This is a genomic window from Methylocystis rosea (genome assembly GCF_003855495.1).
Classification (GTDB): Bacteria; Pseudomonadota; Alphaproteobacteria; order Rhizobiales; family Beijerinckiaceae; genus Methylocystis; species Methylocystis rosea_A.
The window spans coordinates 1283397-1301496 of record NZ_CP034086.1 but is presented as its reverse complement, the minus strand read 5'-3'; the positions used below and the strand labels follow the sequence as shown (position 1 = coordinate 1301496).

19 protein-coding genes are annotated in these 18100 nt (G+C 63.3%); 11 read left to right on the top strand and 8 right to left on the bottom strand.

The genetic code is table 11. The features are described 5' to 3' along the window. Nucleotides 1–3: 3 nt before the first annotated feature. Nucleotides 4–486, bottom strand: coding sequence for an RrF2 family transcriptional regulator (locus EHO51_RS06255; RefSeq protein WP_123176196.1), 483 nt, complete (start codon nt 484–486; stop codon nt 4–6). A 166-nt stretch (nt 487–652) separates the two neighbouring features. On the opposite strand from EHO51_RS06255, the gene EHO51_RS06250 reads away from it, so the two are divergent. Beyond that, nucleotides 653–1456, top strand: coding sequence for a sulfite exporter TauE/SafE family protein (locus EHO51_RS06250; RefSeq protein ID WP_109026639.1), 804 nt, complete (start codon nt 653–655; stop codon nt 1454–1456). Nucleotides 1457–1485: 29 nt separating this feature from the next. Then, entirely contained in the window at nt 1486–2469 is a 984-nt protein-coding gene (cysK, locus tag EHO51_RS06245; RefSeq protein WP_124738176.1) for a cysteine synthase A, read from the top strand. A gap of 128 nt (nt 2470–2597) precedes the next feature. Here cysK and EHO51_RS06240 read toward each other — a convergent pair whose 3' ends face one another. From EHO51_RS06240 to EHO51_RS06230, 3 genes are all read right to left on the bottom strand, one after another. Beyond that, nucleotides 2598–3971: a pentapeptide repeat-containing protein gene (locus EHO51_RS06240; protein ID WP_124738175.1), complete on the bottom strand. Its 1374-nt coding sequence runs from the start codon at nt 3969–3971 to the stop codon at nt 2598–2600. Nucleotides 3972–4163: 192 nt separating this feature from the next. Beyond that, nucleotides 4164–4571 carry a hypothetical protein gene (locus EHO51_RS06235; protein WP_029648188.1) on the bottom strand — a complete coding sequence of 136 codons (408 nt, stop codon included), beginning with the start codon at nt 4569–4571 and terminating at the stop codon, nt 4164–4166. A gap of 35 nt (nt 4572–4606) precedes the next feature. Next, entirely contained in the window at nt 4607–5557 is a 951-nt protein-coding gene (locus EHO51_RS06230) for an aspartate carbamoyltransferase catalytic subunit (protein ID WP_124738174.1), read from the bottom strand. Nucleotides 5558–5799: 242 nt separating this feature from the next. On the opposite strand from EHO51_RS06230, the gene nadA reads away from it, so the two are divergent. The 5 genes from nadA to EHO51_RS06205 all read left to right on the top strand — a co-directional run bounded on the left by nadA (nt 5800) and on the right by EHO51_RS06205 (nt 10848). Beyond that, nucleotides 5800–6900, top strand: a complete 1101-nt coding sequence (gene nadA, locus EHO51_RS06225) for a quinolinate synthase NadA (RefSeq protein WP_124738173.1) — start codon at nt 5800–5802, stop codon at nt 6898–6900. A 29-nt stretch (nt 6901–6929) separates the two neighbouring features. Next, nucleotides 6930–7550 carry a DUF4202 domain-containing protein gene (locus EHO51_RS06220; RefSeq protein ID WP_124738172.1) on the top strand — a complete coding sequence of 207 codons (621 nt, stop codon included), beginning with the start codon at nt 6930–6932 and terminating at the stop codon, nt 7548–7550. A gap of 7 nt (nt 7551–7557) precedes the next feature. Beyond that, nucleotides 7558–9096 carry an L-aspartate oxidase gene (locus EHO51_RS06215; RefSeq protein WP_124738171.1) on the top strand — a complete coding sequence of 513 codons (1539 nt, stop codon included), beginning with the start codon at nt 7558–7560 and terminating at the stop codon, nt 9094–9096. 3 nt (nt 9097–9099) lie between these two features. Then, the gene (gene nadC / locus EHO51_RS06210; protein ID WP_124738170.1) at nt 9100–9951 is read left to right on the top strand and encodes a carboxylating nicotinate-nucleotide diphosphorylase; all 852 of its coding nucleotides are present in this window, start codon (nt 9100–9102) and stop codon (nt 9949–9951) included. A 186-nt stretch (nt 9952–10137) separates the two neighbouring features. Continuing rightward, nucleotides 10138–10848, top strand: a complete 711-nt coding sequence (locus tag EHO51_RS06205) for a class I SAM-dependent methyltransferase (RefSeq protein ID WP_124738169.1) — start codon at nt 10138–10140, stop codon at nt 10846–10848. Here EHO51_RS06205 and EHO51_RS06200 read toward each other — a convergent pair. Beyond that, entirely contained in the window at nt 10842–11726 is an 885-nt protein-coding gene (locus tag EHO51_RS06200; RefSeq protein ID WP_124738168.1) for a ChbG/HpnK family deacetylase, read from the bottom strand. The genes EHO51_RS06205 and EHO51_RS06200 overlap by 7 nt on opposite strands. Before the next feature lie 89 nt (nt 11727–11815). Between EHO51_RS06200 and EHO51_RS06195 the strand changes: the two genes are divergently transcribed. The 3 genes from EHO51_RS06195 to murJ all read left to right on the top strand — a co-directional run bounded on the left by EHO51_RS06195 (nt 11816) and on the right by murJ (nt 14840). Then, the gene (locus tag EHO51_RS06195) at nt 11816–12778 is read left to right on the top strand and encodes a glycosyltransferase family 2 protein (RefSeq protein ID WP_124738167.1); all 963 of its coding nucleotides are present in this window, start codon (nt 11816–11818) and stop codon (nt 12776–12778) included. Nucleotides 12779–12855: 77 nt separating this feature from the next. After that, nucleotides 12856–13269 (top strand): hypothetical protein, encoded by a 414-nt coding sequence (locus EHO51_RS06190; protein ID WP_124738166.1) that lies wholly within the window; start codon nt 12856–12858, stop codon nt 13267–13269. A gap of 41 nt (nt 13270–13310) precedes the next feature. Further along, a complete protein-coding gene (gene murJ, locus EHO51_RS06185; RefSeq protein WP_124738165.1) occupies nt 13311–14840 on the top strand; it encodes a murein biosynthesis integral membrane protein MurJ in 1530 nt (509 codons plus the stop codon). 3 nt (nt 14841–14843) lie between these two features. Here the strand turns inward: murJ and EHO51_RS06180 are convergent, their stop codons facing one another. From EHO51_RS06180 to EHO51_RS06170, 3 genes are all read right to left on the bottom strand, one after another. Then, nucleotides 14844–15224, bottom strand: a complete 381-nt coding sequence (locus EHO51_RS06180) for a DUF2267 domain-containing protein (RefSeq protein WP_124738164.1) — start codon at nt 15222–15224, stop codon at nt 14844–14846. A 129-nt stretch (nt 15225–15353) separates the two neighbouring features. Then, nucleotides 15354–15785, bottom strand: coding sequence for a hypothetical protein (locus tag EHO51_RS06175; protein ID WP_124738163.1), 432 nt, complete (start codon nt 15783–15785; stop codon nt 15354–15356). 81 nt (nt 15786–15866) lie between these two features. Continuing rightward, on the bottom strand, nt 15867–17099 hold the full coding sequence (locus tag EHO51_RS06170) for an aspartate kinase (RefSeq protein WP_124738162.1): 1233 nt from the start codon (nt 17097–17099) through the stop codon (nt 15867–15869). Nucleotides 17100–17294: 195 nt separating this feature from the next. Here EHO51_RS06170 and ubiG point away from each other — a divergent pair, with 195 nt between their 5' ends. Continuing rightward, a complete protein-coding gene (gene ubiG, locus EHO51_RS06165) occupies nt 17295–18065 on the top strand; it encodes a bifunctional 2-polyprenyl-6-hydroxyphenol methylase/3-demethylubiquinol 3-O-methyltransferase UbiG (protein ID WP_124738161.1) in 771 nt (256 codons plus the stop codon). Nucleotides 18066–18100: the final 35 nt, after the last annotated feature.

Sequence of the window (18100 nt, the reverse complement as noted above, 5' to 3'; positions counted from 1 at the left end):
GGCTCACGCCATGTCCATGGCTTGGCGCGCAGCTTCCCCACCGACGAGCAGACGGACGCCGTCGCCGCTCTCGCCCAGTCCGCGCATCTGCTCAAGCGAAGTCTTGTCGAGCACTTCGGCGATCGCCTCTCTCGCGCGCAGCATGACCAGGCGAACCGCGCATCGCGTCTCGTCCGTGCAGTCGTCGCAACGACGATACACGGTTTTACTGGCGCATTGGATGGGCGCCAGCGGTCCGTCGAGCGCGCGCACAATATTGCCGACGCCTATGTCTGAAGGCGGCCGCGCCAACATATAGCCCCCGCCCTTGCCTTTTTTCGAATGGACGAAACCGGCATTGCGCAGTTCGCCCAAAATTGCGTCGAGAAACTTTTTCGGAATTTGGTTTGAGGCGGCGATGTCCGCGACCAAAGCGGTTTCTCCCGGCCGCACCCCCGCCAAGTGAACCATGGCCTTGAGGCCATATTTGGCTTTTTTTGTCAGCATTTCCCTTTTTGACCTTTAGGGTCTAGGTCCGGACCGGACGCTCTTTGCGCCGGCATACTACTGCAGTCGACCGGCATGTTCATCTTTCCCCAAATGTGGCGCGTCAGATTTGACAAAGTTGACTAGATTTATAGAGTAGGATTAGCACTGCCGACGAAAGAAAGAAATGCCCGCCTTGTTGGACGCGCTCAGCGCGATCAATCTCCTTTATTCCGCTTCTGGCTTCTTCGTTGGCGCGCTTGTCGGCTTTACGGGCGTCGGCGGCGGCTCGCTGATGACGCCGATCCTGATGCTGGTTTTCGGCGTGCCCCCGACGACCGCCGTTGGCACCGACCTGCTTTACGCCGCCGTCACCAAGACGAATGGCACGCTCGTTCACGCCCTGCACGGGACGGTCGACTGGCGCATAACCCGCCGGCTGGCCTATGGCAGCGTGCCCGCGAGCGTCGCGAGTCTTCTCGTCCTCTCTTGGCTCGGCAAGTCCGGCGGCCATGCGGCGAATGGGCTCATCACCTCGGCGCTTGGATTCGCGCTGCTGCTGACCGCCTTCTCGATTCTCTTCCGGCGGTGGATCCTCGATCACATCGCGAAACACACGAACGACATGAGCGATCGGCGCTTGTTGTGGTTGACGGCGATTCTCGGCGTTCTTCTCGGCGTGCTGGTCTCGATCTCTTCGGTCGGCGCCGGGGCGATCGGCATGACCGTGCTGCTGGCGCTGTATTCGCACACGCCGACGGCGCGTCTCGTCGGCTCCGACATCGCGCATGCCGTGCCGCTGACGCTGATCGCCGGCTTCGGGCATTGGCTGATGGGCGGCGTCGACTGGTTGCTGCTGCTTTCGCTCCTCATCGGATCTCTTCCAGGCATCGCCATTGGCGCCCATTTCGCTGCTCGGGTTCCCGACCGCTATTTGCGGCCGGCTCTTGCCAGCGTCATGGCTCTGGTCGGAATCAAACTCTCAATCTAGATCTATTCTTCTTTCCCTGGGGGCGAGACATGTCGCAGGCAGCACCAAGCTTCACGCCGCCGGCCAAACCTGGCCGAGGCCGAATCTATGAATCCATCACACAGACGATCGGCGATACGCCGCTCGTCCGGCTCGATCGGTTCGCGCGAGAGCGCGGCGTAAAGGCGAATCTCCTCGCCAAACTCGAATTCTTCAACCCGATCGCGAGCGTCAAAGACCGCATCGGCGTCAGCATGATCGAATCGCTCGAAAAGAGCGGCAAGATCACGCCGGGGAAAACGGTGCTGATCGAACCGACGTCGGGCAACACCGGCATCGCGCTTGCCTTCGTCGCCGCCGCGCGCGGCTATCGACTCATTCTCATTATGCCGGAATCAATGTCGATCGAGCGGCGCAAGATGCTGGCGCTGCTCGGCGCCGAGCTTGTGCTCACCCCCGCCTCGCAGGGGATGAAGGGGGCGCTCGCCAAGGCCAGTGAACTCGCCGCCCAAAATCCCGACGCCGTGATTCCTCAACAGTTCGAGAACCCGGCCAACCCCGATATTCACCGCGTGACGACGGCGGAGGAAATCTGGAACGACACGAATGGCGAGGTCGACTATTTCGTGTCGGGCGTCGGCACCGGCGGCACAATCACGGGCGTCGGCCAGACGCTGAAGGCGCGCCGGCCCGGCTTGAGAGTCGTGGCTGTGGAGCCCGAAGATTCCGCCGTGCTTTCCGGACGTCCGCCCGGTCCGCACAAGATTCAAGGAATCGGCGCGGGCTTCGTGCCGCCCATTCTCGATCGCAGCGTCATCGACGAGATCATCACGATCGGCAATCAAACGGCGTTCGAGACGGCGCGGCTGCTCGCTCGGCTGGAGGGAATTCCCGGCGGCATCTCATCGGGCGCCGCCGTCGCCGCCGCCTTGGAGATCGCCGGGCGACCTGAGGCCGAGGGCAAGAATATCGTTCTGATCATCCCGTCGTTCGCCGAACGCTATCTTTCCACGGCGCTGTTCGAAGGGCTGTGACAGTCACGGCGCGGGCGGGCATTTGTAGGCGAAGCCCGCCTTCGCATCCGAGCGAAGCGAACTTTCGCGAAAAAGCAGGATTGTGGATTTCCGACCGCTACGCGCACTCTGGCGATGAGCGGCTTTTCTTATCGGCATTCTTGCGTGCGAATGAGCGCAAACCTCGAGCCGTCGAACCCCTCGGGAAACTTTGTCGCGCAATCAACCGACGCGTTTTTCAAGTTCGCGCCGGACAGGTCCGCACGCGACAGATCGGCGCCGCGCATGTCGACGCCGCGCAAATCGGCGTTGCGGAGATTGGCGCCGCGAAGCGACGTTCCGTCGAACGTCGCCTCCCGCAAATTTGCCTCGGAAAGATTGGCGCCGTCGAGCTTCGTCCCGACCAGCCGCGCGGCGCGCAGGTCGGCATGGCGCAGATCAGCGTCTTCCAGGTTGGCGCGAGAGAGGTCGGCGCGCGTGAGCCGGGCGTCGAAGAGGGACGCCTGCGGCGCGACGAAACCGCGAAGATCGGCCCCGGCGAAGGCGCATGAAACACAAGTGAACTCTCGGGCTTCGACGCCCGACAGATCGGCGGCGTTGAATTCGACTGAATGAAAAAACGCCTTGTTCAATCTGGCGCCGGCGAAATCGCCCCCCTCGAAGCCGACATGGATGAAGCGGGAGCCGGTGAAGTCGGCGCCGCGCCCATCGAAATTTTGATAAAAGACGACCTGGCTCAAGATAGTGTTTGAGAGGTCTGAGTGGTTAAAATCGTCGCGGCTGGCGAACGTTAAATAGCCGGTGCCGTCGTCTTCCGTTGCCTTCTTACGCGGCTGCCTCAACTTTATATCGAGCAATTCCGCACGTGCGCGCAGATCGGGCGACTGCCACGCCTTGCTTTTTGCGGCATACGCTTCCTTAGGCTTTCCAGCCGCCGTAAGGGCTTCCGCGAGACGCAGTTGCGCCAACGGATTATCGGGCCAGCGGCGCGCGACCTCCCTCGCGAGCGGAAGAGCGAGCGCAGGCTCCTGCCAATAGAGATAATGGGCGAGGAGCGCGAGCTGCGCATCGGAATCGTCCGGCGCGGCGCGCGCTTTCGCCTCCAGAGCTTCGCGTTCGGCGGCGAAATTCTCGACCAGGGGCGACGACAGTCCGCCAAAACAGATTGGCGACCAGTAGAGAACTGCGCGCGCACGTTTAAGCAAACTCAAAGGCGCCTTTTGCGCCGTCGCACCGATCTCGGGAATGCTCGTCGCGCAGGTGCTGTCTCCGCCGAATTCGACATCGAGGCGCGCGCCGGTCTTCGCGCCTTTCCAGCCTCGGGTGACCCTGACGGTCGCGATTTTGTCGGAAGGGTCGGGCCCCGGCCGCAGCTTCTCGACGACGTAATCGGCGACGACATCCGCTTGGCGCAGATTTCCCGCCCAGTCCTTCACGACCGGCGACGGGCAGGAGCAGGCGCGCGCCGCGGGCGTCGCCAGCAACACGAGGAGAAAAGCACAAGCTCTAAAAAAATACGTCATGGCGCCGCCCAAAACGTCCGACGCGCAGGCCAAACGACGATTGAGCGCGTCACAGTCGGCGTCGAATACAGCTTACAAAGCGAAGCGGCGACGCCGCAAGCCTCCCTCTTTCGCCGAGCGCTATCTTTCGACGGCGCGGTTCGAGGGGCTGTGACAGAAGCGCGCCGAAAATCGGCGCGCATTCCTCTACGATCAGCTGCGCTTGCGCTTTTGCGGCTGCTTGGTCGCCGCGCTCGCGGCCTGCGGCTTCGCCACGGGGCTCGGCGTCGCCTGCGCGATCTTGCGGCGATGCACCGCCCCGCGCGCATAAGCGCCTGTGACATAGCCGACGGCGACAATGACGATGTAAACGATCACCAGGAAGCCGCCGCGCTGATTGGCGGACGCCGCCCGTTCGAGAAGGGCGATGACTTCCGTCTGGTCAATGAATTTGTCGGCGATGATGCCGCAGACAATGCCGACGATTGGCACGAGCCAGGACGGCAGCCGGAAATAGCCGAGCGCCGCGGCGAGAAGAAACGCCACGAGCCCGAAGACGTGCAAAAACTCGATCAAGATTGACTGGATGATGAGCCCAACAAAGCGGATGAGCTTGATCATTTCTACTCCCCTACCATCATTGATTTTGGAGAAGCTTACACATTTGGCAGGTGCTGCGCGAGCGCTTCGAGCACCGCCATGCGCACCGCGACGCCCATCTCGACCTGTTCGCGGATAAGCGAACGCGGGCTGTCGGCGACGGCGGTGTCGATTTCCACACCGCGATTCATCGGCCCGGGATGCATGACCAGCGCATCGGACGCCGCATAGGCCAGCTTCTCTTCGTCCAGCCCGAAGAAGTGAAAATATTCGCGGGCGCTCGGCGTCAGCGCGCCGGCCATGCGCTCGCGCTGAAGGCGCAGCATCATAACGATGTCAGCGGCCTCAAGTCCGCGTCGCATGTCGTGAAACACCTCGACGCCCAGCCGCGACAGACTATCCGGCGCAAGCGTCGAAGGCCCGACGACGCGCACCCGGGCGCCAAGCGCGCCAAGCAGCAGAATGTTTGAGCGCGCGACGCGCGAATGGAGAATGTCGCCGCAGATCGCGATCGTCAGCCCCTCGATGCGCCCCTTATTCCGCCTGATCGTCAGCGCGTCGAGCAGCGCCTGAGTGGGATGTTCATGCGCGCCGTCGCCGGCGTTGACAACGGAACAGTCGACCTTGCGCGCCAGAAGATGCGCCGCGCCTGCATGCGCATGGCGAACGACGATGATATCCGGCCGCATTGCGTTCAGCGTCACCGCCGTGTCGATCAGCGTCTCGCCTTTCGACTCCGAGGAGCGCGCGACCGACATGTTCATCACGTCGGCGCCCAGACGCTTGCCGGCGATCTCGAAGGACGCCTGCGTGCGCGTTGACGATTCGTAAAACAGATTGATTTGCGTCCGCCCGCGCAAACTCGAACGCTTCTTGTCGACCCGCCGCGACACTTCGATCGCCTCCTCGGCCATGTCGAGAAGGGTGACGATGTCAGGACGGCTCAATCCTTCAATGCCGAGAAGGTGGCGGTGCGGGAAAGAAGCTGGCGTCGCCCCTGATTGCATGCGCCGTCTATAGCAGTTTTGGCCCGCGCCGAAAGCGCCATCCGCGAAGCCAGAACGATCCCCCCGCCGATCCTTCCCTTGACATATACTCGTGCCGAGCACATGTCTTGCGTGACGAAGTTGCGAGATCCTCGTCCGCGGCTTAGTTTTGAAAGCTTGAGCGCTCCGAGCGGGGATCCGTCTCGGAAATTTATTGGGGGCTACTTATACTCACTCTGAGTATAAGCGTGAGGCGCCAGACAATGACACTCCTGACCAGCGACGTTCGAAGCGCGCCGAGCGCGAGGCGCGAGCCTCCGGCGAGCGCCCTTGGCGTTGGCCCGCGGGGCCGCTTTCCGGCCCTTCCCCGCCCCGCTCTGGAATGGACGCCGGAGGTCGAGGCCGCGACCGCTCACCTTTACGAGCGCGTGGCGCGGGTCATCCCGCCCGTCGAATGGCCATTCCATGCCCCTTACGTGAAGGCGATCAACGATCTCAAACATGTGCGCAACGCCACCATCCTTGCGCACAACTACATGACGCCGGAGATCTACCATTGCGTCGCCGATCACATCGGCGACAGCCTCCAGCTCGCCAAACTTGCCGCGAAATCCGACGCCGACATCATCGTTCAGGGCGGCGTGCATTTCATGGCCGAAACCTCGAAGCTGCTCAATCCGAACAAGGTCGTGCTCACCCCGGACATGAAGGCGGGCTGCTCGCTTGCGGAGTCGATCAGCGGCGCCGACGTGCGCGCGCTGCGCAAACAATATCCCGGCGTTCCCATCGTCGCCTATGTCAACACCTCAGCCGATGTGAAGGCGGAGGTCGACATCTGCTGCACGTCGTCGAATGCGGTCAAGGTCGTCGAGAGCCTCGGCGCCGATCGCGTGATCATGGTTCCCGACCGCTATCTCGCGCAGAACGTCGCCGCGCAGACGAAGGTGGAAATCATCGCCTGGAGCGGCGCCTGCGAGGTGCATGAGCGCTTCACCGCCGAAGAGATCCAGAACTATCGCGCCGATCATCCGGGCGTGCAGGTGCTCGCGCATCCGGAATGTCCGCGCGAAGTTGTGGAAGTCTCCGATTTCGCCGGCTCGACGGCGGCGATGATCGATTTTGTGCGCAGCAGGAAGCCGGCCCGCGTGCTGCTCGTCACCGAATGCTCGATGGCCGACAATGTCGCCGCCGAAACGCCGGACGTCGAATTCGTGCGGCCGTGCAACTTCTGCCCGCATATGAAGCGCATCACGCTGCCGAAAATCCTCGACAGCCTGCTTTACGTCCGCGAAGAAGTGATCGTGGACCCCGCAGTGGCCGAACGCGCGCGCCGCAGCGTGCAACGTATGATCGATCTGGGCTAGGCTGGGGCCTGACTTGAACAGGGCGGACAATGCTGGCGCTCGATGCGACGATTGCGGCCATCGACGCCGCCAATGCCGACGATCCGCGCCGGCTCGAGGGCCGAGCCTTTGAGCAGGTCTACGCCGAGCGCATGAGCGCGCGGCTTGCCGCGCTCTATCCCGACGCCTCCGATCTCCTGAAGATTGCGACGCGCGCGCAACATCTGCGGCGCTGGGAGATCGCCCGTGCGGATTATGAGGAAGGCCGTCGCGGCTACAACGAGTGGCGGCGCGCCTGCCGCATCCACCATGCCCATCTGGTCGCGGAGATCATGTGCGCGCATGGCTACGACGAAGCGGCGATCGCGCATGTCGGCGCGCTGATCCGTAAGGAACAGCTCAAGAAAGACCCGGAGTCGCAGGCGCTCGAAAACATCGCCGCGATCGTCTTTCTCGAGCATTACTTCGACGAATTTCTTGAAAAGCACCGGGAGTATGCCGACGACAAGCTCGTCGACATTCTCGGCAAAACCTTGTGCAAAATGTCGCCCAAGGGCCATTCGGCGGCCCTCGCCCTGCCCTTGCCGCCGCGCGCGCGCAGCCTGGTAGAAGCGGCGATCGCCCGTGAGGCCGCCGCGCTCGCGCGGCTCGCTGCAGTCGCGGTCGACTAAACGGTCGATGCGCGAGAATTTGCCTCCCATCCTCATCATCGGCGGCGGACTCGCAGGCGTGTTCTGCGCGCTGAAACTGGCCCCGACACCGGTGGCGATCTTCGCGCCGACGCCCGTCGGATACAGCGGCTCGTCCTTTTGGGCGCAGGGCGGCATCGCCGCGGCCGTAGAAGAAGGCGACACGCCGGAAAGCCACGCCGACGACACGGTGGCGGCGGGCGGCGGCCTCGTCGACCGCGACATCGCGCTCGGCATGGCGCAAGAAGCGCGCGCGCGCGTCGAAGACCTCGCGGCGATGGGAACCCCCTTCGATCGGTCGGCCCTCGGCGCCTTTCTCCCCTCGCAGGAAGCGGCGCATTCGCGTCGGCGCATCGTGCGCGTCCAAGGCGATGTCGCCGGGCGGGCGATCATGGACATTCTGGCCAAGGAAGTCGCCAGAACCCCATCGATCCAGATCGTCGAAGGCTATTCCGCGCAGGAGATCGTCGTGCGCGGCGGTCGCGCGGTTGGCGTGCGCGCCCGCGACAACGCCGGCATGATCCACGAGACGCCCTGTTCGGCGCTCATCCTCGCGACGGGCGGGATTGGCCATCTGTATCGGGTCACGACCAACCCGTTGGAGGCGCGCGGCATCGGCGTCGCTATGGCGGCGCGGGCGGGCGCGCTGATCGCTGACGCGGAGTTTGTTCAGTTTCACCCGACGGCGATCGACATTGACGCCGATCCGGCGCCGCTCGCGACCGAGGCTCTGCGCGGCGAAGGCGCGACGATCGTGGATCGGGATGGCCGACGCTTCATGCTCGACATCGATCCAAATGGCGAGCTTGCGCCGCGCGACATTGTTGCCCGCGGCGTTTTCGCCAGCGTCAAGGCTGGAAAAGGTGCGTTCCTCGACGCCCGTTCGGCGATCGGCGCCGAATTCCCGACGCGCTTTCCCACCGTTTACGCGAGTTGCATGAGCGCCGGGATCGATCCCTCGCGCGAACTTATTCCGATCGCGCCGGCGGCGCATTACCATATGGGCGGCGTCTGGACCGACGACCGCGGGCGCACGAACCTCGATGGCCTCTGGGCGGTCGGCGAAGTCGCTTCGACCGGCGTTCACGGCGCGAACCGGCTCGCCTCCAATTCTCTTCTCGAGGCGATCGTTTTCGGCGCCCGCGTCGCTGCGGACGTGCGCGCGACGCCCCTTTTGCCGGTCGAATGGCTCCCGAAGGCGGAGCGTATCGAGCCGGCGCCGCGCGACAAGGATTTCGCAGTCATCGAAGAGCTGCGCGATCTCATGTCCGCGAATGTGGGCGTCATCCGTAACGGCGCTGGGCTCGCCGTCGCGGTAAGGTCGATCCGGCGCATGATCTCGCGAACCAGCGATATTGAGGCGCGCAATATGTTGACCACGGGTCTGTTCATAGCGGCGGCCGCGCTCCAGCGACGCGAGAGCCGCGGCGCGCATTTCCGCTCCGACTTTCCGCAGCCCGTCCCGGCGCTCGCGCGCCGCTCGCTCACGACGCTCGACGCCGTCCTGCGCATCGCCGACGAGGTTTAAGTCATGATCCCCGATTTGCCCCCGCTGCTGATCGAGGAGGCGGTTCGCGCCGCGCTCGCCGAAGATTTGGGGCGCGCCGGCGACGTCACGACGCAGGCGACGATCCCCTTGGGCGCGCAGGCCAGGGCGGGGATCGTCGCGCGCGACTCGGGGGTGGTCGCCGGACTTCAGGCGGCGCGCGCCGCCTTCGCGCTGATGGACCGAGAGATCATCTTCGAAGCGCAGGCGGCCGATGGCGCCCGCGTCGAGCCGGGAACGCTGGCAGCGATAATTTCCGGCCCGGCCCAGCCCATTCTTTCCGCCGAGCGTGTGGCGCTCAATTTTCTTGGCCGGCTGTCGGGCGTCGCCACGCTCACGGCGCGCTACGTCAGCGCCATCGCCGGCACATCCGCGCGAATCTGCGACACCCGCAAAACGACGCCCTTGTTGCGCGCCTTTGAGAAATACGCCGTGCGATGCGGCGGCGGCGTCAATCACCGCTTCGGCCTCGATGACGCCGTGCTCATCAAGGATAATCACGTCGCCATCGCAGGCGGCGTTCTCCCGGCGCTCAGAGCCGCCAAGCGGAATATCGGCCATCTCGTCAAAGTCGAGATCGAAGTCGATACGCTCGACCAGTTGCGCGAGGCCCTCGACGAGGGGGCGGACGCCGTGCTGCTGGACAATATGACGCTCGACGATCTGCGCAGCGCCGTGGCGCTCGTCGGCGGCCGGATGATCTGTGAAGCCTCGGGCGGCGTCACGCTCGCGAGCGTGGCGGAAATTGCGAAAACCGGCGTCGACTTTATTTCCGTTGGCGCGCTGACGCACTCCGCCCCAGTCTTCGATTTCGGTTTAGACGTTGAATTCGTATGAATTTATTCGTCAGAGGGACATAAGCGGCTGGCTGCGGCCGATCGCTTCCTTGGCGAGGCTTGCGCTGCTATAAGCCGTCAACCTTTCGCGGACCCTTGAGAAACATCAGGAGCCATGCCCTCGTTCTTCGCCCGAAAGTTGATCAATCGCGTGCGGCGAAGGCTTTGGAGCTCTCCAATCTCTTCAATGCCGCCGCCGCTTCGCGCCGAGGCGACGCGCGACAAAAGCCTCGCCGCCGAAATCGGGGACTATGAGCGCGCCTTCGGCTACGCCCATAGCGCGGGATCGATGCCGCTTCGCACTTTGCTGCGCATCGAGCGGCTGCTGACCGGAACGCAGATCTTCTCGGCCGAAACCGGCTGCGGAAAATCCACGATCTTTCTTTCGCGCATCGCCGAACGGCACAAGGTTTTCTGCTTTGACGATCGTGGACAAGACGCGTCAAGCGTCGACTACTTCATGAACTGTCCCGCGACGCGTTCGGACCGCCTCGACCTTGTCTTTGGGCCAACTCAGCTCACGCTGCCGCGACACGACGACCATTTTCGCTACGACCTTGTCCTGATCGACGGTCCGCACGGCTTTCCGTTCCCCGAACTCGAATATTACTACTTCTACCCGCACCTGAAGATGGGTGGGCTGCTCGTCGTCGACGATATTCATATCCCAACCATCAGCCGGCTCGCGGACTTCCTGAGCGAAGATCAGATGTTCGAAAAGGTGGAGTTTGTCGGCTCGACCGCGATCTTCCGCCGAACCGACGCGCCGGTCTTCGATCCACTGGGCGACGGATGGTGGCTGCAGGCCTTCAACCGCCGACGCGCGTCGTTCTCGAAAGACATCTATTTGGAGGACGGCAAGAAACGGGCGCCGATCTCATTTGAAGGGATCTACTGAGCCGCCGTTTGCTCGGCGCTTAGGTTCCGGTTCGCCTGCGATAGACGACCCAAACGCAGGCCGCGCTTCTCCAGCATCTCCGGCAGTCGAGTCGACAGCAGGAAAGCAAGCTCCTGCTCGCGCGTGATCGTCACCGGATCGAGCCTTCGAAGCTCTTCGTCCACATGGCCAGGATGGCACATGATGAGATGTCTGCTGCCGGGCGCTCGAAGGTAGCTCTGAAAGATCTTCGCGTAATCGAAGCTCGGATGGAAATTCGAGAATCCGGCGAAGCCATCGTTGACGCCGAAGCCGCGCTGGCGCACCTCCCGGCGAAAGCCGCCGGCCAACGAGAGCGCAGAGAGCGCCTTGCGGGCATTGGCTCCGCGCACGAGAATGCGGTGTAAGCCATCCCCGGCGTCGCGAACCCAGGCCCGGCCGCCAAGCTTTCGCGCCTCCATCGCGTCAAGCAGCGCCGTCCTGATGCCGGGAAGGACGTGTATGTGCTGGTGGCCGTCGACATGGTCCGGCGGGCGGTCGATCACCGCTTCGAAGCGGTCGAACTGACGATCGATCTCTGTGCGAATCTCGTCCATTGGCAACCGCCGGCCGAAAGCCATCTGGACAACTTTGGAAAGCGGGGGAAACTCTCCATTGGGCGCGAACTGCGGCATGGACGAAAGAGGCCGCCCGAGGGTGAGATTGAAATGCAGGCCAACGTCCGCGTTTCGCCCGCGGCGAGACAGCTCTAGCCCCATGGCGGGCCAGCGGGGGCCATTCACCAAAGCCGAAACCGCAGTGAGCCTCCCCGCGTCGAGCGCTTCCAAAATGCCGGCGCTCACCCCATAAGACAGGCTGTAATCGTCCGCGCAAACCGCAACAATCTGGTTTTCAACCATAGCCTGCTCCCTGCGCCGCCCGACGACTTCGCCTATGCTGCGCCCGTTAATCCTATGCTCCGCCTATAAATATTGGTTTAAACGCCGCCATGAACAGGCCCGATATATCGCTCGTGATCCCCGTCTTCAACGAAGCGCAAAATCTTCGCTCTCTCGCGGCCAGACTCGCTCCGGCCGTCGACGCATGCGACGTCTCCTATGAAGCGATCTTCGTCGATGACGGCTCCAGCGACGAGAGTCTGGAGATATTGCGCGACCTCTGCGTCGAGGAGCCGCGCTTTCGCGCCCTGTCGCTTTCCCGCAACTTCGGCAAGGAGGTGGCGATCGTCGCCGGGCTTGACGATACGCTGGGACGCGCGGTCGTCATCATGGACGCCGACCTGCAACACCCGCCGGAAGTCATCCCGCTGTTCATCGAGAAGTGGCGGGAAGGCTACAAGAACGTCTACGGAGAGCGCATCGACCGAGCGACCGATCCCAAGCTGCGCGCGGCGTTCACGCATGTTTTTTACCGTTTGCTGGAGGACTTTGGCGATGTGCGCCTGCCGCCAGGCGCCGGCGACTTCCGCCTTCTCGACCGGCGGGCGGTCGACGCGCTGCTGTCGATGCGCGAGCGCGCGCGCTTCAATAAGGGCCTCTTCGCCTGGATCGGATTCAAATCGATCGGCGTTCCCTTCTTCGTCGAAGACCGCGCTGGCGGAACGTCAAAATTTAATTTCTTTCGGCTTGCGCGATTTGCGCTCGACGGGCTGATGTCCTTTTCGTCGATTCCGCTCAAGGTGTGGACCTATGTAGGCCTAGCGATTTCCGCCTTCGCGATCGCGATGGCCGTCTACTATTGGGCCCGCACCATGGTTTTTGGCGTGGACACGCCGGGTTTTCCCACTCTGGTGGTCTCGATCGCCTTCTTCTCCGGCGTTCAGCTGATTTCGCTTGGCGTGCTCGGCGAGTATGTCGCCCGCATCTTCAATGAGGTAAAGGGAAGGCCGCTCTATCTCGTCGCCGAGAGGCTGGGCGAGAACGAAGTAACCAACAGCAAAGCGGGCGACTAGGGCGTCGACAAACTGAAAGCGGGCTTTCACAGATGCGTCACGCGCTGCGACGGCACGAAGGGACGAGGCGTGAATCCATGAACACCGAGCGCCGTTCGCCATTGCGCGGCAGAAACCTCTTGATCGCCGCGGCCCTGATTGCGCTATTCGCCGCCTTCGGCGTCCGCATGTGGCGCTTCGTGGCGGCCCCCGCCCTGCCGACCCTGCTCGACGGCCTCCCCGAATCGAAAACCGAGGCCGATCAGCGGGTCTTCCAGGCGCGGCTCGCCCAACGCTTTCACGTGGGTTCGACGGAAGTCGACGATCTCATTGATGAACTGCGCGACGACGGATTCACGGTCGATGCGGATCAGGATGTCGCCACATATGAGCGCCGAGCCGACATTTCCGACAAATGCCGACGCAGCGCCAACATTCGCTGGTCGCGGGGCGAAGGCGACGAGCTTGCCACGATCGCCGGCGGATACTCCCTGCACTGCCCGCAGCACTGACGGGAGCGCAGGCTTAACCGAATCCTGATAGGACGATTGCGATGATTCGCAATCTGCTCTCGGTTGGCGGCTTCACCCTGCTCTCGCGCGTGACGGGCTTTCTGTCGCTCGCCATGCAGTCGGCGATCATGGGCGCCGGCGCTGTCTCGGACGCCTTCTTCATCGCCCAGCGGCTGCCTAACAGCTTTCGCGCGATCTTTGGCGAAGGCGCGTTCAACGCGGCTTTCGTTCCATCTTATTCGATGGCGATCGAGCAGAAGGGCGACGCGGCGGCCGAGGAATTCGCCGGAGAAGTGTACACGCTGCTCCTTGCCTCGCAGATCATATTGCTCGCCATCGTCTGGACGCTGACGCCCCAATTCGTCTCGCTGCTCGCGCCGGGACTCGACGACCGGCCGGAAAAATTCGAGCTGGCCGTCAATCTGACGCGCATCACCTTCCCCTATCTGCTTTTCATCACGCTCTTCGTCTTGCACATGGGCGCCCTGAACGCGCGCGGCCGCTTCGCGCTTCCCGCATTCGCGCCCAACCTGATGAATTTCTCCGTGATGGCGGCGCTCGCCGTCGCCTTCCTTTTTCCAAACGCCGGCTATGCGGCGAGTTGGGGCATCACCATCTCAGGCGTTCTGGAGCTCGGGCTGTTGATGTGGCAGGCGCGGCGTATCGGCGTCCTGCAGCGGTTACGCAAGCCGCATTGGGCGCGCGTGCGGGATTTCTTCATTCGCCTGGGGCCGGCGATCATCGGTTCGGCCAGTCCGCAGATCGCCGTGCTCGCCGACACAATTCTCTCATCGATGCTTCCCGATGGAGGCGTCTCGTCGATTTCTTATGCGGAGCGGCTGTATCAGCTTCCCGTCGGAGTCATCGGCATCGCCGCCGGCACGGTGCTGCTGCCCGAAATGAGCCGCCGGCTCGCGGCGGGCGATGAGGCGGGCGCGCATCACGCGCAGAGCCGAACCATGGCGCTCACCGTCGCGCTGGCGGCGCCATTTTTTATCGCCTTCGACACGATTCCCGAACTGATCGTCGCCGGGCTCTTCCAGCGCGGCAAATTCTCAGCGGCCGACGCCTACGCCGCCGGGGACGTGCTCGCCGCCTATGGCGCCGGTCTGATGGCGCTCGTGCTGATCGCTTCGGCGCGCGCGAGTTTTCAGGCGCGCGGCGACACAAGAACGCCGATGCTCATCGCGCTGGCGGCGCTCGCCGCAAATGTCGCGTTGAAGATCGTGCTGTTTCGCCCGCTCGGGGCGGTTGGGCTGGCGACGGCGACATCCGTCGGATTGTGGATCAACCTCGCCGCGCTCGTCGGACTCGCGCTCGCCCAGGAAGGAATGCGATTCGACGCCGTTTTCGTCAAGACGCTCGGCGCGACATTTGTCGCCTGCGCCTTTCTCGCCGCTGTCGCCATTTTCGGGCGTTCATCCGCCTTGGCGCTCGGCGCGCATTTCGGCGCTCTCGCCAATCTCGTCGCGCTCACCGCGCTCGCGCTCGTCGGCGCGCTCGTCTACGCCGGCGTCCTTCTCGGGGCGCTGCGCGCGAGCGGGGTGACGATCGCAAGCCTTAGACGATAGGGATCAAACGAACTGCGCGATGCCGGGGATCGAATCGACGATCTCCCGCAGCTTTTCCGGCCCGACTTGCTCTTCGGCGTAGCCGAAAATCTCATGGCCCAGTTTTGGAATCTGGCTCATATCGACGCCTGCGCCATTCAGCTTGGCGGCAAGACCCATCAGCCCGCCCATGCCGCCCATCAAACCTCCAAGCCCGCCCCCGCCGCCTACGGATTCAGCGGACTGGATCGCCTCAGGGGCGCCGGGAAGCTTATCGAGTAGCTCCGATACGGCGCCGTCACGCGATTCCTTTTGAAGGAATCCCAGAACAAGACCCACCGCCGTCCTGGCGACCTCTGCGTCAACGCCAAGAGCCGCCGAGACGCGCGCCACCAGTTCATCCATTGCAGGCCTCCCCTTCGCAAACCGAAAACCGCCAGACTGTCGCCGCGACAGGGAGGAAAATCAAGCGCTCTAATTGCGCTAAACGCCGCCAGATGGCTGACGCGCGCGGCGCGCGCGTCAGTCAAATTGTTATGCCGAGTGGCGTAGATCCGTCGGCAAGTCGCTGCGCTCACGCAACGCGGGCAGAATGCTCTTGATCTTCTCGGCGCCCTCGGCCCCAAGAATATTTTCAGCGCGATTGACCACTTGGCGAACCAAGGCATCGGTCTGCGCTTCACTGATCCCGAGCTTTTCGAGCTGACCAGCGAGAATATTCAGATCTGCGCGGCCGTGGCCAATAAAGCTTGTCATGCCTTCGATGACCTGCGTGACCCCGCCGTCACCGGTGTACTGAGCTGTATCAATCGCCTCTTGAGCGCGCGGCATCTTGGCGATCATTACCTGCATATTGCCCGTCGTATCCTTGTCGCGAAGAAAACCGAGCACAAGGCCGAGAGCCGCTTTGGCGACCGTCGGATCGAGCTTCGTCTCGGCGACGACGCTCTTGGTAAGAACTTCCATTGGACATCCTCCACGCGAACCATTGTGGCAGCGGTAGATGTCGCGGCAACGCTCGCTTTCAAGCGTAGCGATACTGCTCGCCTAAGCGGCGTCGAGGCCGTAGAGCGAGTGCAGCGTGCGAACGGCGAGTTCGGTGTAGGCCTCGTCGATCAATACCGAAAACTTGATCTCGGACGTGGTGATGGCGCGAATATTGACGCCCTTCTGCGACAGGGCGCGAAACGCCTCAGCGGCCACGCCGGCGTGGCTGCGCATGCCAATGCCGATCGCGGAAATCTTCGCGACGTCTTTTTCGCCCGTTATGCTCGCGAAGCCGATCGCATCCTTGACCTTCTCGATGATCGCAAAGGCGCGCTCGTAATCAGCGGTTCCTACGGTGAAGGTCATGTCGGTCATGCCCTCCTCGGAGACGACCTGCACAATCATGTCGACGTTGATTCCGGCCTCAGCCAAGGGCATGAACACCGCTGCCGCGACGCCCGGCTTGTCGGCGACGCCGCGAAGCGTGATCTGCGCTTCGTCGCGCGAGAACGCGATGCCTGTGACGACTTGCGCTTCCACAATGTCCTCCTCGTTGCAGATTAACGTCCCCTGCCCCGGATTTTCCGGATCGTCGAAGGACGAGCGCACATAGGTCGGCACGCCGTGCACCATGGCGACCTCGACCGAACGCACCTGCAGGACCTTCGCGCCAAGCGAAGCCATTTCCAGCATCTCTTCAAAAGCGATCTTGTCCATGCGCCGCGCCTTCGGCACGACGCGCGGATCGGTGGTGTAAACGCCGTCCACGTCCGTATAGATGTCGCAGCGGCTGGCCTTGATCGCCGCCGCGATGGCGACGGCGCTTGTGTCCGAGCCGCCACGTCCGAGCGTCGTGATCCGCCCGGTTTCTCGGTGCACGCCCTGAAAGCCGGCTATGACGGCGACTTCACCGCGGTTGAGGCCCTCGATGATGCCCGAGCCGTCGATCGATTCGATCCGCGCCGCGCCATGCGTGCAGTTGGTGTAGATCGGCGCCTGCCAGCCGAGCCAGGAGCGGGCGGGCACCCCCGCCTTCTGCAGCGCCATCGCCAGAAGCCCGGCCGTCACCTGTTCTCCCGAGGCGACGACGGCGTCATATTCGCGCTGATCGCAAAGCGGCGCCGCCTCCTTGCACCAGGCGACAAGCTCATTGGTCTTGCCGGCCATCGCCGAGACCACCACAGCAACCTCACGCCCAGCATCCACCTCGCGCTTCACATGGCGCGCGACATTGTGGATGCGTTCGACAGTGGCGACCGAGGTGCCGCCGAATTTCATAACCAGGCGTGACATGGAGACCGAAAATGGGCGAGGCGCTCGCGTCTCGCGGGAAGCGGCGCTATATGTGTCCGCGTCGGCGGACCTGTCAACGGCAGCGCTCCGCCAAGGGAATCATGCGCAAGCTTTCGTCCTTCGAGGCGCGGGCTTCGCGCGCTCCTCAGGATGAGGAGCTTGCACATATTTCTCCGCATCTTCGCGAGGTTTCTATTGCCCCAACAGTCCGCTCCCCACTCCGCCAGCGTCGACCCCGAAGACGTCGCGCGTTTCAACCGCCTGGCCGAGCTCTGGTGGGACAAGAATGGCAAGATGGGGATTCTCCACGAGATCAATCCCATCCGAGTCGCCTATATCCGCGATCACGTGCGCCGGCTCATCCGACATGACGCCGGCGCATTGAACGCGCCCGGCGACCGACCGCTGGAGGGCGTGCGCATCGCGGATATCGGCTGCGGCGGCGGCATATTGAGCGAGTCGCTGGCTCAGCTCGGCGCTCAGGTGACCGGGGTCGACCCCGCGACCAACAACATCGCCATCGCGAAACGGCACGCCGAAACGTCCGGGCTGGACATCGATTATCGCAATATCACCGCCGAAGACCTCGCCGCGGCCGGCGAGCAGTTCGACGCGGTGGCGGCGCTCGAAGTCATTGAGCATGTGGAAGGGCCGCGGGAATTCGTGGCCATGCTGGGGCGGCTGCTGAAGCCCGGCGGGCTCCTCTTTCTGGCGACGATCGACCGGACGACGAAAAGCTATCTGCTGGCCATCGTCGCCGCCGAATATGTGCTCGGCTGGGTGCCGAAAGGCACCCATAACCATGACAAATTCATCCGCCCGGACGAACTCTCCTCATGGGTGCGTCAGGGCGGCATGCGGGAGATTGATCGTGTCGGGATGAGCTTCCAGCCGCTGACCAGGAGCTGGCGAAAAAGTCACGATACGGACGTCAATTATCTGATGGCGGCTCGAAAAGAGGGTTAGGCTCCGGTCGGCGGCGTAGCGAGAATGCGCTGAAG

Coding starts and splice junctions, on each gene's coding strand:
- EHO51_RS06255 (WP_123176196.1), bottom strand. CDS start 486: ATGCTGACAAAAAAAGCCAAATATGGCCTCAAGGCCATGGTTCACTTG.
- EHO51_RS06250 (WP_109026639.1), top strand. CDS start 653: ATGCCCGCCTTGTTGGACGCGCTCAGCGCGATCAATCTCCTTTATTCC.
- cysK (WP_124738176.1), top strand. CDS start 1,486: ATGTCGCAGGCAGCACCAAGCTTCACGCCGCCGGCCAAACCTGGCCGA.
- EHO51_RS06240 (WP_124738175.1), bottom strand. CDS start 3,971: ATGACGTATTTTTTTAGAGCTTGTGCTTTTCTCCTCGTGTTGCTGGCG.
- EHO51_RS06235 (WP_029648188.1), bottom strand. CDS start 4,571: ATGATCAAGCTCATCCGCTTTGTTGGGCTCATCATCCAGTCAATCTTG.
- EHO51_RS06230 (WP_124738174.1), bottom strand. CDS start 5,557: ATGCAATCAGGGGCGACGCCAGCTTCTTTCCCGCACCGCCACCTTCTC.
- nadA (WP_124738173.1), top strand. CDS start 5,800: ATGACACTCCTGACCAGCGACGTTCGAAGCGCGCCGAGCGCGAGGCGC.
- EHO51_RS06220 (WP_124738172.1), top strand. CDS start 6,930: ATGCTGGCGCTCGATGCGACGATTGCGGCCATCGACGCCGCCAATGCC.
- EHO51_RS06215 (WP_124738171.1), top strand. CDS start 7,558: ATGCGCGAGAATTTGCCTCCCATCCTCATCATCGGCGGCGGACTCGCA.
- nadC (WP_124738170.1), top strand. CDS start 9,100: ATGATCCCCGATTTGCCCCCGCTGCTGATCGAGGAGGCGGTTCGCGCC.
- EHO51_RS06205 (WP_124738169.1), top strand. CDS start 10,138: ATGCCGCCGCCGCTTCGCGCCGAGGCGACGCGCGACAAAAGCCTCGCC.
- EHO51_RS06200 (WP_124738168.1), bottom strand. CDS start 11,726: ATGGTTGAAAACCAGATTGTTGCGGTTTGCGCGGACGATTACAGCCTG.
- EHO51_RS06195 (WP_124738167.1), top strand. CDS start 11,816: ATGAACAGGCCCGATATATCGCTCGTGATCCCCGTCTTCAACGAAGCG.
- EHO51_RS06190 (WP_124738166.1), top strand. CDS start 12,856: ATGAACACCGAGCGCCGTTCGCCATTGCGCGGCAGAAACCTCTTGATC.
- murJ (WP_124738165.1), top strand. CDS start 13,311: ATGATTCGCAATCTGCTCTCGGTTGGCGGCTTCACCCTGCTCTCGCGC.
- EHO51_RS06180 (WP_124738164.1), bottom strand. CDS start 15,224: ATGGATGAACTGGTGGCGCGCGTCTCGGCGGCTCTTGGCGTTGACGCA.
- EHO51_RS06175 (WP_124738163.1), bottom strand. CDS start 15,785: ATGGAAGTTCTTACCAAGAGCGTCGTCGCCGAGACGAAGCTCGATCCG.
- EHO51_RS06170 (WP_124738162.1), bottom strand. CDS start 17,099: ATGTCACGCCTGGTTATGAAATTCGGCGGCACCTCGGTCGCCACTGTC.